Source organism: Streptomyces sp. NPDC126510 (genome assembly GCF_040302345.1).
In the GTDB taxonomy this organism is placed as follows: Bacteria; Actinomycetota; Actinomycetes; order Streptomycetales; family Streptomycetaceae; genus Streptomyces.
Genome location: NZ_JBEORR010000014.1, coordinates 78686 through 93783 on the forward strand (window position 1 = coordinate 78686; position 15098 = coordinate 93783).

The 15098-nt window shown below is 73.6% G+C and carries 14 protein-coding genes; 10 read left to right on the forward strand and 4 right to left on the reverse strand.

Annotation, left to right across the window (positions count from 1 at the left end; all coding sequences use genetic code 11):
* Positions 1-133 precede the first annotated feature (133 nt).
* Both ABTX60_RS21330 and ABTX60_RS21335 read left to right on the forward strand, forming a co-directional pair.
* Positions 134-1516, forward strand: a complete 1383-nt coding sequence (locus ABTX60_RS21330; RefSeq protein ID WP_352098573.1) for an FAD-binding oxidoreductase — start codon at positions 134-136, stop codon at positions 1514-1516.
* Positions 1517-1521: 5 nt separating this feature from the next.
* On the forward strand, positions 1522-2358 hold the full coding sequence (locus tag ABTX60_RS21335) for an alpha/beta fold hydrolase (RefSeq protein ID WP_352098574.1): 837 nt from the start codon (positions 1522-1524) through the stop codon (positions 2356-2358).
* A 73-nt stretch (positions 2359-2431) separates the two neighbouring features.
* Here ABTX60_RS21335 and ABTX60_RS21340 read toward each other — a convergent pair whose 3' ends face one another.
* Positions 2432-3043 carry a sigma-70 family RNA polymerase sigma factor gene (locus ABTX60_RS21340; protein WP_352098575.1) on the reverse strand — a complete coding sequence of 204 codons (612 nt, stop codon included), beginning with the start codon at positions 3041-3043 and terminating at the stop codon, positions 2432-2434.
* A gap of 214 nt (positions 3044-3257) precedes the next feature.
* The gene (locus ABTX60_RS21345; protein ID WP_352098576.1) at positions 3258-3911 is read right to left on the reverse strand and encodes a hypothetical protein; all 654 of its coding nucleotides are present in this window, start codon (positions 3909-3911) and stop codon (positions 3258-3260) included.
* A 142-nt stretch (positions 3912-4053) separates the two neighbouring features.
* On the opposite strand from ABTX60_RS21345, the gene ABTX60_RS21350 reads away from it, so the two are divergent.
* A complete protein-coding gene (locus ABTX60_RS21350) occupies positions 4054-5193 on the forward strand; it encodes a winged helix DNA-binding domain-containing protein (RefSeq protein ID WP_352098577.1) in 1140 nt (379 codons plus the stop codon).
* Positions 5194-5198: 5 nt separating this feature from the next.
* On the opposite strand, the gene ABTX60_RS21355 is transcribed toward ABTX60_RS21350, so the two are convergent.
* Together ABTX60_RS21355 and ABTX60_RS21360 are read right to left on the reverse strand one after the other, a co-directional pair.
* Positions 5199-5561, reverse strand: a complete 363-nt coding sequence (locus ABTX60_RS21355) for a hypothetical protein (RefSeq protein WP_352098578.1) — start codon at positions 5559-5561, stop codon at positions 5199-5201.
* Positions 5562-5624: 63 nt separating this feature from the next.
* Positions 5625-6101, reverse strand: a complete 477-nt coding sequence (locus tag ABTX60_RS21360; protein ID WP_352098579.1) for a DUF4396 domain-containing protein — start codon at positions 6099-6101, stop codon at positions 5625-5627.
* Positions 6102-6226: 125 nt separating this feature from the next.
* On the opposite strand from ABTX60_RS21360, the gene ABTX60_RS21365 reads away from it, so the two are divergent.
* From ABTX60_RS21365 to ABTX60_RS21395, 7 genes are all read left to right on the forward strand, one after another.
* Positions 6227-7048 carry an SDR family NAD(P)-dependent oxidoreductase gene (locus ABTX60_RS21365; RefSeq protein ID WP_352098580.1) on the forward strand — a complete coding sequence of 274 codons (822 nt, stop codon included), beginning with the start codon at positions 6227-6229 and terminating at the stop codon, positions 7046-7048.
* Positions 7049-7159: 111 nt separating this feature from the next.
* Complete coding sequence (locus ABTX60_RS21370) at positions 7160-7957, forward strand: VOC family protein (protein ID WP_352098581.1); 798 nt, start codon at positions 7160-7162, stop codon at positions 7955-7957.
* A gap of 168 nt (positions 7958-8125) precedes the next feature.
* Positions 8126-8662, forward strand: a complete 537-nt coding sequence (locus ABTX60_RS21375; RefSeq protein ID WP_352098582.1) for a GNAT family N-acetyltransferase — start codon at positions 8126-8128, stop codon at positions 8660-8662.
* A gap of 23 nt (positions 8663-8685) precedes the next feature.
* Positions 8686-10197 (forward strand): ABC transporter substrate-binding protein, encoded by a 1512-nt coding sequence (locus ABTX60_RS21380; RefSeq protein ID WP_352098583.1) that lies wholly within the window; start codon positions 8686-8688, stop codon positions 10195-10197.
* A gap of 86 nt (positions 10198-10283) precedes the next feature.
* Positions 10284-12092 carry an ABC transporter permease subunit gene (locus tag ABTX60_RS21385; protein ID WP_352098584.1) on the forward strand — a complete coding sequence of 603 codons (1809 nt, stop codon included), beginning with the start codon at positions 10284-10286 and terminating at the stop codon, positions 12090-12092.
* Positions 12089-13381, forward strand: a complete 1293-nt coding sequence (locus tag ABTX60_RS21390; RefSeq protein ID WP_352098585.1) for an MDR family MFS transporter — start codon at positions 12089-12091, stop codon at positions 13379-13381. The genes ABTX60_RS21385 and ABTX60_RS21390 overlap by 4 nt, the downstream gene beginning before the upstream one ends.
* A gap of 214 nt (positions 13382-13595) precedes the next feature.
* Positions 13596-15041 carry a serine/threonine-protein kinase gene (locus ABTX60_RS21395; RefSeq protein ID WP_502992362.1) on the forward strand — a complete coding sequence of 482 codons (1446 nt, stop codon included), beginning with the start codon at positions 13596-13598 and terminating at the stop codon, positions 15039-15041.
* The last annotated feature ends 57 nt before the right edge of the window (positions 15042-15098 follow it).

The following is a 15098-nucleotide window of genomic DNA, read 5'->3' on the forward strand; positions in this document are numbered from 1 at the left end:
GGATGGATTTTCGGAATACGGTTACTAGGAGCTGCGGACTCACTGGGCGGCAGGGATCCTGCGGACGTGCATGGCTCGGTGGTCGGCGGGACGCTGGTGGGGTCGGCATGATCGCGCCTCCTGGGAGATCGTCATGGACACAGCCACCCTGGAAGAGATGCGGACCGCGCTGAGGGGGCCGGTGATCGGCCCGCCGGACTCCGGTTACGACCAGGCACGCAAGATCTACAACGCGATGATCGACAAGCGGCCCGCCGCTCTCGTCCCGTGCACGGACACCGCCGACGTGATGGCCGCGGTGACCTACGTCCGTGACCACGGCCTGGAACTCGCGGTGCGGGGCGGCGGTCACAGCGGCCCCGGCCTCTGCCTGGTGGACGACGGTGTCACGGTCGACCTGTCGCCGATGCGCTGGGTGCGGGTCGACCCCGAGGCGCGGACCGCCGAGGTCGGCGGCGGCAGTCACCTCGGCGACCTCGACCACGCCACCCAGGCCTTCGGCCTGGCCACTCCCACCGGCATCATCTCCATGACGGGCGTCGGGGGCCTGACGCTCGGCGGCGGACACGGCTACCTCACCCGTCGATACGGGCTGACCGTGGACAACCTGATCGCCGCCGACGTGGTGCTGGCGGACGGCAGTTTCGTCACCGCGAGCGAGACCGAGCATGCGGATCTGTTCTGGGCCCTGCGGGGCGGCGGCGGCAATTTCGGCATAGCGACCTCCCTCACCTACCGGCTGCACCCGGTGGGCACGGTCGGGGCCGGGGTGACGGTCTGGCCGGTCGAGAGCACGCGCGAAGTGCTGGCCTGGTACCGCGAGTTCCTCCCCGCTGCGCCCGAGGACGTCTACGGCTTCTTCGCCGTCCTCGTCGTCCCGCCCGGCCCGCCCTTCCCCGAGGAACTCCACGGGCGGAAGGTGTGCGCCATCGTGTGGTGCTGCACGAGCGATCCGGCCCGGCTCGACGAGACGCTGTCGGTGGTGAGCGCACCGGGCCGGCCCGCCTTCCACTTCACGACGCCGATGCCCTACGACGCGTTGCAGAGCATGTTCGACGAGCTGATCCCGACCGGCTACCAGTGGTACTGGCGAGGCGACTTCTTCGACCACATCCCCGACGCCGCACTGGACGTGCACCTCGAGTACGGCCGGAACATCCCCACCCCGCTCTCGCTGATGCACCTCTACCCGATCGACGGAGCCGCGCACCGGGTCGGCCCGGACGACACCGCGTGGAGCTACCGGGACGCGCTCTGGTCCGGAGTCTTCGCCGGCGTCGACCCCGACCCGGCCAACGCCGGGACGATCAGGCAGTGGTGCGTGGGCTACCAGGAGGAGCTGCACCCGTACTCGATGGGCGGCTCGTACGTGAACTTCATGGGCTCGGGCGAGGGCGAGGAACGGGTCCGGGCGACGTACCGGGACCACTACGACAGACTCGCCCGCATCAAGCGGACCTACGACCCGGAGAACTTCTTCCACGCCAATCAGAACATCCGGCCGGCGCGCGGGTGACGGCCATGGGCCGGATGGTCGACGCCGACGGCGTGCAACTCTGGGTGGAGCAGCGGGGCGAGGGACCCGACGTCCTGCTCGTCGCGGGGCTCGGGGACCCCGCTGAGGCGTGGCAGCCACAGCTCGACGGGTTCGCGGGCCGCTACCGGCTCACCGCGTTCGACAACCGCGGCGCGGGCCGCAGCCCGCTGCCCGACGGCCCGCTCTCCGTAACGGGGATGGCCGACGACGCGGCGGCGCTGCTGCGCGCGCTCCGGGTTCCGACGGCTCATATCGCGGGCTTCTCGGGCGGCAGTTTCATCGCACAGGAGCTGGCCCTCCGCCACCCCGGCCTGGTCCGCAGCCTCGTCCTCATGAGCACGATGGCCCGCCCGGATCCCTACTTCCGGACCATGACGCGCTTCTGGAACTGGATGGTCGAACGCGCCCCGGACGAACGGGCCATGCTGGAAGCGTTCTTCCTGTGGGTCTACACCCCGCGCGCCCACGCCGACGGCATGGTGGACCGCTTCATCGAGGAGACCCTGGCCTTCGAGCATCCGCAGTCCGTGGAGGCCTTCCAGCGCCAGCTCGCGGCGTTCGCCGGTCACGACACCCTCGACCGTCTCGGCGGCATCAGCGTCCCGACCCTCGTGCTCGCCGGTGAACGCGACCTCGCCACACCGCCGCGCCTCGGCCGGGCGGTCGCGGACAGTATCCCGGGCGCCGTGTTCGAGGTGCTGCCCGGGGAGGCGCACCAGCCGTTCCAGGAGGTGCCGGAGGTGTTCAACGCGCGGGTCGGCGCCTTCTGGAGGGAGGTGGAGGAGGCACGGGCCGACGGGGGAGCCGCCCGGCAACACTGACCATCCTGGGTGTCCCGTTCACCGGCCGGTGCCCGCCGGACGGCGGCGGGCACCGTGCGCTCTTCGACGGCTGTCAGGCCGCGACGCGAGCGGGGTCCGGTTCCTCCGCGGCGGCGAGCAGGGCGAGGAGTGTCGCCCGGGCTCGGGCCACGCGGGAACGGACCGTGCCGACGGGACAGTCGCTCAGCGCTGCGGCTTCCGCGTAGGGGAGACCGAGCAGCTGCGTGAGGACGAACGCCTCGCGGCGTTCGTGCGGCAGTCCGGCCAGCAACTCCAGCAGCGCCACGCCGTCGTCGAAGCCGGGCAGGCCGCGCGGCTGGGCGAGTTCGGCGGCCGGCTCCCAGTCCGGCAGGTCGGCCGGGCGGGGACGCACGGCGGTGGACCGGATGCTGTCGGCCACCGCGCGCCGGGCGATCGCCAGCAGCCAGGTACGCGCCGAGGAGCGGCCCTCGAACCGGTGCAGGCTACCGAGCGCCCGCACGAACGTGTCCTGCGCCAGATCGTCCACCGCCTGGGGGTCGGCGCACAGATGGGCGACGTACCGGGTGACGTCACGGTGCAGGGCGCGTACGAAGCGGTCGACGGCCACGGCGTCGCCGCCGCGGGCGGCCAGCGCCCAGGCGGTTGCCGACTCGTCGGCCGACGCCGGTCTCTCGTGCGAAAGGGGCACGGCAGGAGTGATCACCTGATGTCCTTCTCGGATTGCGGGACCACGAGACGCGGGTGGGCAGACCGTGAGGTCCGACATCGGCGCGTGCGTGCGCGGTCCCGTGAGCGGGAGGGGGTGAACGTCCTGTAGCGCGCAGCGTGAGGCGTGGGCGCCCGAAGGCGCGCGGGTACGGACGTACAACCCCGCACCGGGGCGCGCAGGGGCTGCCCCGGTGTGCCACCGGCTGCCGTCAGGCGGCAGCGGTCCCCGCGGGCGGTCCCCGGGTGGTGATCGCGTGGACGAGAAGGAGTGGGCGCGGCGTACGGTGCGACAGCCGCCGCCGTTCGCGCACGGGCGGGGGCGGCGGAGCGATCAGGGCGAACAGGAGCCGCAGCGGTGCGGCGAGCCGGCTGCCCATGGCGCGCAGCAGCCGGAAGACGGCCCGTTCGCCGTGGCCCAGCCACAGGCCGCACAGCAGCGCGGCCAGGAGGTGGGCGGCGAGCATGCCGAGGGACGAGTCATCGCCGGGGACATGAACCGGATGCGGGCCCATGGAGCCCATGGAGCCCATGGAGTTCGGGCTCATCCCGTGGCTCATGGCGTGACTCGTGGAAGGCATGTCCATGGAGTCGGATCCGGACGCGGCCGGCGTCGGCGGTCCGAGCGAGAACGCCGAGTGCAGCGCCGTCTGGACGGCCACGGCGACCGTGACCACAAGGCGGAGTCCGCGCTCGCGGCCCGCCAGGCACCAGCCCGTCACGCCCGTCGCGGCCCAGCCGGCCAGCAGGGTCGACAGGGGCACGTGGTCGCCGGACATCATGACGTGCCCGAGGGCGGCGAGCACGACACAGACGGCCGCGAACACCGCGGCCCGTATCGCGCGAGCACACCACCCGACCGTCATGGCGCCTCATCCTCGCATCCGGGACCACCCCGACACCCATGAGTACGGGCATCTCCCCCGTCGCGCACTCAATCCAAGCCATGTGATCCAGGACACAACGACGGAGCCGGTGCCTCCGGTGGGGCCACGGCAGAATCCCGGCGTGGACATCACCGCGCAGGAACTCAATCGGGCCACGCTGGCACGCCAGTTGCTGCTGGGGCGGGAGGCGATGCACGCCGGCGAGGCGGTGCGGCGCGTGGTGGCGTTGCAGGCACAGCATGCCGCTTCGCCGTACGTGGCGCTGTGGAACCGGCTGGCCGGGTTCGCACCGGAAGAGCTCGACACCGCCTTCGCGGGGCGTGCGGTGGTCAAGGCGACGCTGATGCGGATCACGCTGCACGCGGTCCACGGGGACGACTACCAGGTCTTCCGCGAGGCGATGCAGCAGACGCTGTACGCCGCACGGCTCGGGTACCGCTTCGCCGCGGCGGGGCTCACCCCGGCCGACGGCGAGGCCCTCGTCCCCGAATTGCTGGACTTCGCGGACCGGCCCCGGACGGCCGCCGAGATGCAGGACTGGCTGGAGGAGCGGGTCGGGGCGGAGAAGAAGGCCGGGGCGTGGTGGGGGCTCAAGGCGTACGCGCCGCTGCTGCACGTCCCGACCGGCGGGCCTTGGTCGTTCGGCTCCCGGTCGTCGTTCGTCGCCGCGCGGACCGGCCCCACGCCCCGGGGGCGGGCGACGGCGCCGGAGGCTCTGCGCCACCTCGTCCTGCGCTATCTCGGGGGTTTCGGGCCCGCGTCGGTGGCGGACGTCGCGCAGTTCGCCATGGTGCCGCGAGCACCTGTACGCCAGGCCCTGCTCGACCTCGGCGACGCGGTGGAGCAGCTCCGGGGGCCCGAGGAGACCCTGCTGTACGACGTGCCGGGTGCCTCGCGCCCACCGGCCGACACACCCGCACCGCCCCGCCTCATGGCCATGTGGGACAGCGTCCTGCTGGCCCACGCCGACCGCAGCCGCGTGATTCCCCCCGCGTATCGCCGCCTGGTGATCCGGGTGAACGGCGACGTGCTCCCCACGCTCCTGGTCGACGGCCGGGTCGCCGGTGTGTGGCGGGCGGTCGACGGTGGTGTCGAGGCCACGGCGTTCCACGACCTGCCGACCGCCGTGTGGGACGGACTCGCCGCGGAGGCCGCGTCGCTGACGGCGCTGCTGGCGGACCGCGACACCGAGGTCTATCGCCGCTACCACCACTGGTGGCCGAAACTCCCCGACGGCCAGGTGCGCCTGCTCAGGGGCTGAGCCGGTCACCTTCCCCGGGCGCCCCTCCGCCGCCACGCCCCGAGACGGCGGCGCACCCCGCTCCGGCGGCCGGGGCGCCGCGCTCGCACGCCCCCGCCCGCGGTGTCCCGGGCGGGGCGCCAGGGGTCGCCGGGGGTTGCGGCGGGGCTCTGGGACTGCGCCTGGGCCTGGATCTCGTAGTGGGCGTCGTGGGCCGTCACCCGGAAGGCCTCTTCGTACGAGGCCATGGCCGCGCGAAATCCGGAGCCGGCGAGGCCGCGGCGCCGGACCACGGACGCGAGCCAGGCGAAGAGGCCCATGACGACCGCCAGCGCGCCCGCCACGATCAGAGGTGGCAGCAGCTGCCCCGCAAACACCGTGTATTTCATGCCCCGGACAACGGCCCGTGGCTCCGGCCCGTTCCCGCGGCGCGGGCGCGTGGTGACGTCGCGTCAGTGGTGGGCGTGGACCACGGCGTGCCCCCGGCCGCGGCCGATCATCCACCGGTTGACCGGGGTGGTGATCAGGAAGGCGACGGCGAAACCGCCGAGGAGCGCGGACCAGAAGAGGCCCTCCGACAGATGGGCGTCCATCGCGCCCGGCGTGAGCGCGATGATCGCGTTGTCCACGAGCTCCATGACCGCGATGGAGACCGTGTCCGCGGCGAGGGCGACCCGGATCGCGGCCTTGAGGCTGAGGCCCGCCCGCAGGACCGCGAACAGGGTGAACGAGTAGCCGAAGAGGAACGCGAGTCCGATCGCCAGCACCATGGTGGGCACGTTGCCCCACCCCAGAGCCGTGCCGATCACCATGCCGAGGATCTCGCCGACGGCACAGCCGGTCAGGCAGTGCAACGTCGCCTTCACGGCGGTCCCCCAGGACGCGGTCCCGTGCGGCTGCTTCTCAGGTTCGTGAGCGGTGTGGTCCATGACCGGGATTGTATACCCCCCAGGGGTATAGGCGCGAGCGTTCGGTCCGGGCTCGTGTCGCGGGGAGCGCCGGGCGGTGATCACCACCCGAGGGGCGGTCGGATGATCGACTTAGAGTGGTCGCCATGACGACACACCCCACCCCTTCCACACCCGCGGAGCCGTCCCGTGCGGCCCAGACCTACCTCTCCGGACTGTTCTCGCTGGAGGGCCGGGTCGCGGTCGTCACCGGCGGCAGTTCCGGCATCGGCCGCGGCATCACCGACGCCCTCGCCCGCGCCGGGGCGAGCGTGGTGGTCGTGGCCCGTGGCGAGGCCCGACTGGCCGCGACCGTCGAGGAGCTGACGGCCCTGGGCTGCCGTGCCGCGTGGGTCAGCGCGGACCTGGGCAACCGCGAGGGCGTGCGGACGGCCGCCGAGCGGGCGGTCGAGGTGTTCGGGGAGCCCGACATCCTCGTCAACAGCGCCGGGATCAATCTGCGTCCGACGATGGACGAGCTCGGCGAGGACGTCTGGGACGCCACCATGGCCGTCAACCTGGAGGCGCCGTTCCTGCTGGGGCAGCGCTTCGGCCCCGCGATGGCGGAGCGCGGATACGGGCGGATCATCCACATCAGCTCGCAGCAGGCGCACCGCGCGTTCGTCCGGAGCGGCGCCTACGGCGCCTCCAAGGGCGGTCTCGAGGCGCTGGCGCGTTCCCAGGCCGAGGCGTGGTCGCCGCGCGGGGTGACCTGCAACCTGCTCGTGCCGGGCTTCGTCATGACACCGCTGAACGCGCGGCTGTCGTCGGACCCGGAGAAGGTGAGCGCCCTCGCCGCCCGCACGATGATCGGGCGCAACGGGCTCGCGGAGGACTTCGCGGGCGCGGCGGTCTTCCTGGCGAGCGCGGCGTCCGCCTACGTCACCGGGCAGTCGGTGTTCGTCGACGGCGGACTGTCCGTCCACTGAGCCCTCCCTCCGCGTCCGCCGGAGTCCCCCGAACGGAGAGCGGCCGACGGGCGATGGCCGGTGGCCGGTGTCACGCTGGGCACACAGGCCCCTCGGAAGGGATACATCGCCATGATCACGACGGAGTACGTCCCCGGCTCTCCCTGCTGGCTCGACCTGGGCGCTCCTGACGTCCGGGCCGCCGCCGGCTTCTACGGCGCCGTCCTCGGGTGGGACTACGAGTCCATGGGTGAGAGCGAGGACTTCGAGGGCGGGATGTTCAAGAAGGACGGCAAGACCGTCGCCGGACTCGGCAAGCTCACCGAGGAGGGCGCGCGACCGGCCTGGATGCTCTACTACAGCGTCTCCGACGCGGACGCCACGACGGAGGCCGTGCAACAGGCGGGCGGCACCGTACGGGTCGCGCCGATGGACCTCGACGACTGGGGCCGGATGGCCCAGTACAGCGACCCGCTGGGCGGCCAGTTCGCCGTCTGGCAGCCGGGCACGAACAAGGGCCTGGAGCTGGTGGACCAGCCGGGCTCGCTGTCGTGGACCGAGCTGTACACGACCGACGCCGCGGGCGCGCGGGAGTTCTACGGCTCCCTCTTCGGCTGGCAGTTCAGCGACATGCCGCTGCCGGGCGGCGCGGGCACGTACACCCTGATCACCCCCTCGGGGCTCTCCGAGGACCGGATGCACGGCGGGCTCATGCAGCTCGGCAAGGACGACCTGGCGCTGACGGGCGGGCGGCCGTACTGGCACCCGGTCTTCGCCGTCGACGACTGCGACGCCGCGGTGGCCCAGGTGACCGCGCACGGCGGCAGCGTGCAGATGGGTCCGGCGGACATGGAGGGCGTCGGCCGGCTCGCCGTCTGCCTCGACCCGGCGAACGCGGACTTCGTGGTGCTCGCCCCGTCCGAGGGCTGAACCGGGACGCGCACGCCCGGCCCGGCACCCAGACGGGCGTGCCGCCGCCGGTTTTCAGCGCCGCGGACCGCTGAACACCGGCACCCACCGCCTTGACGACCACCCCGGACAGAAGCGGGCACCGGGACCCCCGGCCACCGCCGAAACCTTCTTGCATATGATGCGCAAATGCGCGAGTACAGCATCAGGGAAGCCACGACGGCCGACATCGACGGGGCCCGGACGGTGATGCTCGACGCCGTGTACCGCGACTTCGGCACGGGTTACGTGCCGCACTGGCACGCCGACATCATCGATCCGGTGCCGTTCTACGTCACGCCGCCCCGGCACACCCTCCTGGTCGCCGTGGACGAGCGCGACGGGACGGTGGCGGCCACGGCGGCACTGGACGCACGCGGACCGGCCCACCCGCCGAATCCCCGCTGGCTGGCCGAGCGGTTCCCCTCGGGCGAGACGGCACAGCTGAGGCGGGTGTACGTGCGCCCCGAGCACCGGCGGCGCGGGCTGGCCCGGCAACTGGTGGACGGCCTCCTGGAGTTCGCCCGGGCCGACGGCGGTTACCGGTCCGTCTACCTGCACACCTACCCGCATTCCCCCGGCGCGATGGGGCTGTGGCGGGCGGTGGGCAAGGTGCTGTGCGACGAGCGCGCGGAGATTCCGGGCGGGGGCACCGGCGTCGTGCACTTCGAGATACCGCTCGCTTAACGACAATGGTATTCATATACATTATGAGAATCCCCCGCCGCCGGCTCTCCGCCGGTCTGCTGCTCCTGCCGCTGCTCTCCGGCTGTTTCGCGTCCGCCGGTGACGGCTCCGCCGAGACCTCGGACTCCTCCGGCTCCGGAGACGGCGGACGGCTGCGCGTAGCCCTGGCCTTTCCCCCGACGCAGAACTACTCGCCGTACGGGTACGACGCCTACAACCTGTCCCGGCTGGGTGTCGCCGAGGGGCTGACCCGCCTGGACGCCAACGGCACGGCGGTACCCGCGCTCGCCGAGTCCTGGAGCAGCGAGAAGGGCGGCGAGAGCTGGCTGTTCACCCTCCGGGACGCGAAGTTCCAGGACGGCGAGGACGTCACCCCCGATGCCGTCGCCTCCGCCCTCACACACGCCGCCGCGGCGAAGCCGTCGCCTACCGCGATATCCGGTGTGAAGCTGACCGCCGAGGCCGTCGGCGGGAACCGGGTGCGGGTCGCCACCGGCGGAGCCGACCCGGTGCTGCCGCTGCGGCTGACCAACCCCAGCCTCGCGGTGTTCTCCCCGAAGGCCTACGGGAAGAAGGGCGTGGTGAGCGCGGTCGGCACCGCCACCGGCCCCTTCGAGCTCACCGGGGTCACCGGTGACCGGTCGGCCGTGCTGAACCGTTTCGACGGGTACTGGGGCGGCCGGGCCCAGGCCTCGGGCGTCGACGTCAGGTACGTCTCCGACGGCACGGCCCGGGCCAACGCCCTGCGCACCGGGGACGTCGACATCGCCGAGGCGGTCCCCGTCGCCCAGGCCGCCTCCCTGGGCAAGGGCACCGTCCACACGTCGGACACCGCCCGGAACACCAGCCTGTACCTCAACACCGGGTCCGGCGCCTTCGCCAACGCCGGACTGCGCGCCGCCGCGCGTGAGGCGGTCGACGGCGCGACCGTCGCCAAGGGTGTCTACGAGGGGTCGGCCGAACCCGCGCAGGGCATCTACGGTCCGGCCCTGACCTGGGCCGCGGGCAAGCGCCTCCAGCCGTCCGGGCGGGCCGCGGCCACCGACCCCGACGGCAAGAGCATCACCATCGCCAGCTACAACGACCGGCCCGAACTGGCGGAGACCGCCCAGGTGCTGCAACAGCAGCTGGAGAAGGCCGGGTTCGAGGTGAAGCTGGAGGTGCGGACGTACGCGCGCCTCGAAGGGGATCTGCTGGACGGGAAGTTCGACGCCGCCGTCGTCGCCCGCAACATGATGACGGACACCGGCGACCCGGTCACCGTGCTCGACAGCGACTTCACCTGCGACGGCTCCTACAACCTGGCGTTCCTGTGCGACCGGGACGTCGACCGGCTCGTCGCGACCGCCCGGGCCGAGTCCGACCCCGCGAAGCGGCAGGACGCCGCCATGAAGGCGGAGGCCGCGATCCTGGGTACCGACGCGGTGATCCCGCTGGTGCATCTGAAGGCCGTCACAGGGGTCCGGGCGTCCGTGCGGGGCGCTCGACTCGACCCGTACGAGCGTGAGTTCGTCGGCGTGGGGACGCGGCCCTGAACACCGAGACCTCCCTCCCGACCCGGGGTCCGACCGCCCTGCGCGTCCTCGCGCGGGGCGGTGGCCCGACGCTGGCATGGCGGGCCGTGCTGACGGCCGCCCTGGTGGGCGCGATCGGCCTGCTTCCGTGGCTGGCGCGCACCGACCCGGCGCTGACCGTCCTCAAGGCCCGCTCCGCGGAGCGCGATCCGGCACCGGAGACCCTGCGCGCGATCCGCGCCGAACTCGGCCTGGTAGACGGGCCGTGGGTCCTGCTCGGCCGCTGGCTGGGCGGCCTGCTGCGCGGAGACGCGGGATCGTCCTGGGTGTCCGGCGCCCCGGTGCTGCCGGGCGTCGTGCAGGCGCTCGGCGTCTCGCTGCTGCTGATGTCGGGGGCCCTGGTGGTCGCCGCGGGTACCACCGCCGCCGTCTGCGCCCCCACCCTCCGGCTGGGCGCGCGGGGCCGTCTCGGTGCGCGTCGTCCCGGCGGGACGGTGACGGCCGTGCTGGCCTCGCTGCCCGAGTTCCTGGTCGCCTCGGTGCTGGCCTCGGTGATCGCCGTGCAGCTGGGCTGGCTGCCCGCGCTGGGCTGGTACGGCCCGCAGTGGATGGTGCTGCCCTCGCTCGCCCTCGGCCTGCCCGCCGGCGCGGTCCTGGGCCGGATGCTCGACGACCTGCTGCCCGGCGCTTTCGCGGAACCCTGGGCCATGGCGGCCGCGGCGCGCGGTGTTCCGCCCAGGTCGCTGGCCCGGCAGGCGGTGCGTCGCTGCGTGCCCGGACTGCTGCCGAACCTGGGGCTGTTCGTGGTCGGGCTGACCGGTGGATCGGTCGCCGTCGAGCAGGTCTTCGACATCCCGGGCCTCGGCCGGCTCACCCTGCACGCCGCACTCGCCCAGGACCTGCCCGCCCTGCAGACCGGCACACTCGCCCTCGTCCTGCTCGCGGCGGCCGCGGGGCTCCTCGCCCGGACCGCCACCCGGCTGCTGATCGGACCGGCGCTGCGCGACGGCGCCCTGCAGTCCCTGCACCGGCCCCGGCCCCCCGCAGCCCGGACGCTCCCGCTGCTGTACGGAGGGCTGCTGGCCGCCGTCATCGGGGCCGGTCTTCCCCGCGACCCGCTCGCCCTGGACACACTCGCCCGGCTTCAAGCCCCCTCCCCGGAGCACCCCTTCGGCACGGACGCGCTCGGCCGGGACGTCCTCGCCCGGATCTCCCACGGGGCGGTGACCACCCTCGGCACCGCCCTCGCGGTGAGCGCCGCCGCCCTCGTGGCCGGGCTGCTGCTGGGGCTGCTGCCGCGGCTGTCCGGGCCGCTGGCCGACACGCTCAGTGCCGTACCGCCCGTACTGGCCGGGCTGCTCGTCACGGGCATCGCCGGGAGCGGGCCCTGGACGCCCGCGCTCGCCGTGGCCGTCGTGGCCTGGACCCCGCTCGCCACGCACACCTCCTCGCTGCTGCGGCAGGAGCGTGCGACGACCCATCTGGTCGCCACCCGGGCGCTGGGCGCAAGCCGCTGGTACCTGCTCCGGCACGAGCTGCTGCCCGCCGTCGTGCCCCCGGTCGCCCGGCACGCCCTGCTCCGGCTCCCGGGCGTCGCGCTGAGCCTCGCCGCGCTCGGCTTCCTCGGCCTGGGCGCCCAGCCGCCCTCCCCCGAGTGGGGCCTGCTGCTCGCCGAGAACCAGCCCTACGCCGAACGGGCCCCGTGGGCCGTCCTCTTCCCGGCCGCCGCACTCGCCCTGCTCGGGGCGCTCGCGGTGACGGCCGCGGGCGGGGTACGGCTGCGGCGGCGGCGCACACGGCCCGCGAGTCCCGTCGCGCCACCCGTGGACCGGGACGTGCCGGCCCCGCGACGGCACCCGGATCGCCCCGACGACCTTCTGACGCCCGTGTCCGCCTCACAGACAGTCGAACGATGACCGACCCCGTCTCCCGGGTGCCCGCCCGCAAGGCCCCCCGTACGATCCACGCCGGAAGCCGCGACAGCACCTGGCGTCTCATCAGACGCCTGTCGCCGCTGCCGCGGCTGCTGATCCTCACCCAGCTCGCCTTCAACATCGGCTTCTACGCCGTCCTGCCGTTCCTCGCCGAGCATCTCGGCACCGCGATCGGCATGGCGGGGTGGCTGGTCGGGTTCGTGCTCGGGCTGCGTACCTTCAGCCAGCAGGGGCTGTTCGTGGTCGGCGGCCTACTCGTCGACCGGTTCGGGGTGCGGCCGGTCGTACTGGCGGGCTGCGTCCTGCGGATCGCCGGGTTCGCGTGGCTCGGCTTCGCGGAGACGAGCGGGGCCGTGATCGGTGCGGTGCTGGTGATCGGTTTCGCCGCGGCGCTCTTCTCCCCCGCCGTGGAGTCCGAGGTGGCCCGCCAGGCGGTCGTGTGGGAGGAGGACGGGCACGGCCCGCGCACCCGGGTCCTCGCCCTGTTCAGCGTGGCGGGCCAGGTGGGTGCTTTCGTGGGGCCGTTGCTCGGCGCGCTGCTGCTCGGCGTCGACTTCCGCACCGCGTGTCTGGCCGGGGCCGGCGTCTTCGTGCTCGTCCTCGCCGGGCACCTGTGGCTGATGCCGCAGCACATCCCCGGCCGGGTCCGCGTCCGGGAGCGGGGCGGGGTCCGCACCCTGCTGCGCGACCGCCGCTTCCTCGCCCTGTGCTGTGCGTACGGCACCTATCTGCTCGCCTACAACCAGCTGTATCTGGCCCTGCCGGACGAGGTGCAGCGCGCGGCGGGCTCCCAGGCGCCGTTGTCCTGGCTCTTCGCGCTGTCCTCGGTGCTGGTGGTGTTCACCCAGCTGCCGGTGACCCGCTGGGCGGGCGACCGGCTGGATCTGCGCCGCTCCATGACCGCGGGGCTGCTGCTGATCGCGTCCGGCTTCGCGGTGGTGGCCGCGGCCCGGCCCGCCGGCTGGACGGGCACGGCCGGGCTGCTCCCGGCCGCGGGCTTCGTGATCTTGCTCACCGTGGGGCAGATGCTGGTCGTGCCCGCCGCCCGCGCCTGGGTGCCCGACCTCGCCGAGGAGGGCCGGCTCGGGCTCTACACGGGTGCGCTGTCGTCCGTCTCGGGCCTGATCGTCCTGGCCGGCAGCGCGGCCACCGGCTTCCTGCTCGACCTGGGCCTGCCGACCGCCGTGCCGTGGCTGGCCCTGGCGGCCGTACCGGCCCTGGCGGTGGCCCTGTTGCCGCACCGGGAGAAGGGGACGGGCGCGGCGGTCTGACACCGTGCCGGCCTTCCGGGGCGACCGGGCGCCGTGAGTGTCACCCCGGCGTGCGACTCTTTCGCTCCGGGATTTCCCTGCCGGACCGTGCGAGGACACCGCTGCGGAGATCGGCGGTCATGCCGCGCCAGTATCCTGGGTCGGCTGCGGCACCCCCATCAATCCCCGCGCAGCAGCGGGGAGTTCGGCCTGCGGCGACGACCTTCCCCTATGCGTGAGACGAGGACGAGTGCTGCTAGCGGGCCGCTACCGGCTGGATGTGGAGATCGGGCGCGGTGGAATGGGAGAGGTCTGGCGTGCGTACGACGAGACGCTCGCCAGAGCAGTGGCCCTCAAGCTGCTGCTGCCCCAGGACACCGACGCCACGGCGGCCTCCCGGTTCCGTCTGGAGGCTCAGACCGCCGGACGGCTCAACCACCCCAACGTGGTCGGTGTGCTGGACTTCGGTGAGTTCGACAACCGGCTGTATCTGGTGATGGAACTGGTCGAGGGCGACAGTCTCGCCGGGGTGCTGACCGGCTCCGGCGCGCTGCCCGCCGAGCGGGTGGCCCTGCTCGCCGCGCAGGCGTCCGCGGGGCTCGCCGCCGCGCACGCGCAGGGCATCGTGCACCGGGACGTCAAACCGGCCAACCTGCTGCTGGACGCGGGCGGCACGCTCAAGATCGGGGACTTCGGCATCGCGCGGTTCCTCGACGACCCCGGCGCGGCGCTCACCGCCACCGGCCAGATCATCGGCACCGGCCTCTACCTCGCGCCCGAGCGGGCCCTGGGCAAGCCCGCGGGGCCCGCCTCCGACATGTACTCCCTGGGCTGCGTGCTCTACCAGCTCCTCAGCGGGCGCCCGCCGTTCGAGGCCGACACCGCGGTCGCCCTGCTCCACCAGCACCTCGACTCGGCTCCGGTGCCGCCGCGCGAGCTCGGTGTCGCCAATCTTCCGCCGGCGTTCGAGAGCTATCTCCTCGGTCTGCTCGCCAAACAGCCCGAGGACCGTCCCACCGCGCAGCAGGCCGCCGAGTGGTTCGCCCAGGGCGCCTGGCGGGGCCTGCCCGAGCCGCTGCCGGAGGTCTCGCCGCCGCCGCGGCCGAACACCGCGTCCCGCGCGATGCCCGCCGGGCCGGGACCGTACGCGACCGCCGAGACCGGCAGCCCGACCACCTACGCGCTGCCCGCCACCACGGGCCACCGCACCGCCGCCCGGGCGGCCCAGGCGGGGCGTTCGGGCCGCTCGCGCGGCGGTCATGGCAACCGGTCGAAGCTGGCCGCGACGGCCGCCGCCGCGGCCCTCTTCGTCGCCGCGATGCTCATCGGCATGCGCTGGTTCTCGCCCGACACGACCGCGGAGGGCACGGAACCCGACGCGTCCCCGAGCGCGAGCAGCCCCGCCGCCACGCCGTCCACCGAATCCGCCACGCCCGATTCCTCCGATCCGCAGGCCGACCCGGCGGCCGGACCGGGTGCCGCCGACACGCCCGCCACCGGCACCGTGGCCGATGTCACTCCGTCAACGCCGCCCCCTTCCCCGACGCCGTCCGCCTCCGCGCCGGGTGCCGCCACTCCGACGGAGGAAGCGGTCGACGGCGGCCCGCAGCAGCCGGAGCCGGAGAAGCCGGGCCAGGCCGGGGACGACGGGGAGAGCGACGACGGCGGGGACGACGACTGACACGGCCCGGACGTCGCGCGGCGGCACGTGCGCGGATCGCTTGGACCAGCCGGGGAT

What these genes read in the sequence shown, in the direction of transcription:
- ABTX60_RS21330 (WP_352098573.1), top strand. Translation starts at nt 134, where the DNA reads ATGGACACAGCCACCCTGGAAGAGATGCGGACCGCGCTGAGGGGGCCG.
- ABTX60_RS21335 (WP_352098574.1), top strand. Translation starts at nt 1,522, where the DNA reads ATGGGCCGGATGGTCGACGCCGACGGCGTGCAACTCTGGGTGGAGCAG.
- ABTX60_RS21345 (WP_352098576.1), bottom strand. Translation starts at nt 3,911, where the DNA reads ATGACGGTCGGGTGGTGTGCTCGCGCGATACGGGCCGCGGTGTTCGCG.
- ABTX60_RS21355 (WP_352098578.1), bottom strand. Translation starts at nt 5,561, where the DNA reads ATGAAATACACGGTGTTTGCGGGGCAGCTGCTGCCACCTCTGATCGTG.
- ABTX60_RS21360 (WP_352098579.1), bottom strand. Translation starts at nt 6,101, where the DNA reads ATGGACCACACCGCTCACGAACCTGAGAAGCAGCCGCACGGGACCGCG.
- ABTX60_RS21365 (WP_352098580.1), top strand. Translation starts at nt 6,227, where the DNA reads ATGACGACACACCCCACCCCTTCCACACCCGCGGAGCCGTCCCGTGCG.
- ABTX60_RS21370 (WP_352098581.1), top strand. Translation starts at nt 7,160, where the DNA reads ATGATCACGACGGAGTACGTCCCCGGCTCTCCCTGCTGGCTCGACCTG.
- ABTX60_RS21375 (WP_352098582.1), top strand. Translation starts at nt 8,126, where the DNA reads ATGCGCGAGTACAGCATCAGGGAAGCCACGACGGCCGACATCGACGGG.
- ABTX60_RS21380 (WP_352098583.1), top strand. Translation starts at nt 8,686, where the DNA reads ATGAGAATCCCCCGCCGCCGGCTCTCCGCCGGTCTGCTGCTCCTGCCG.
- ABTX60_RS21390 (WP_352098585.1), top strand. Translation starts at nt 12,089, where the DNA reads ATGACCGACCCCGTCTCCCGGGTGCCCGCCCGCAAGGCCCCCCGTACG.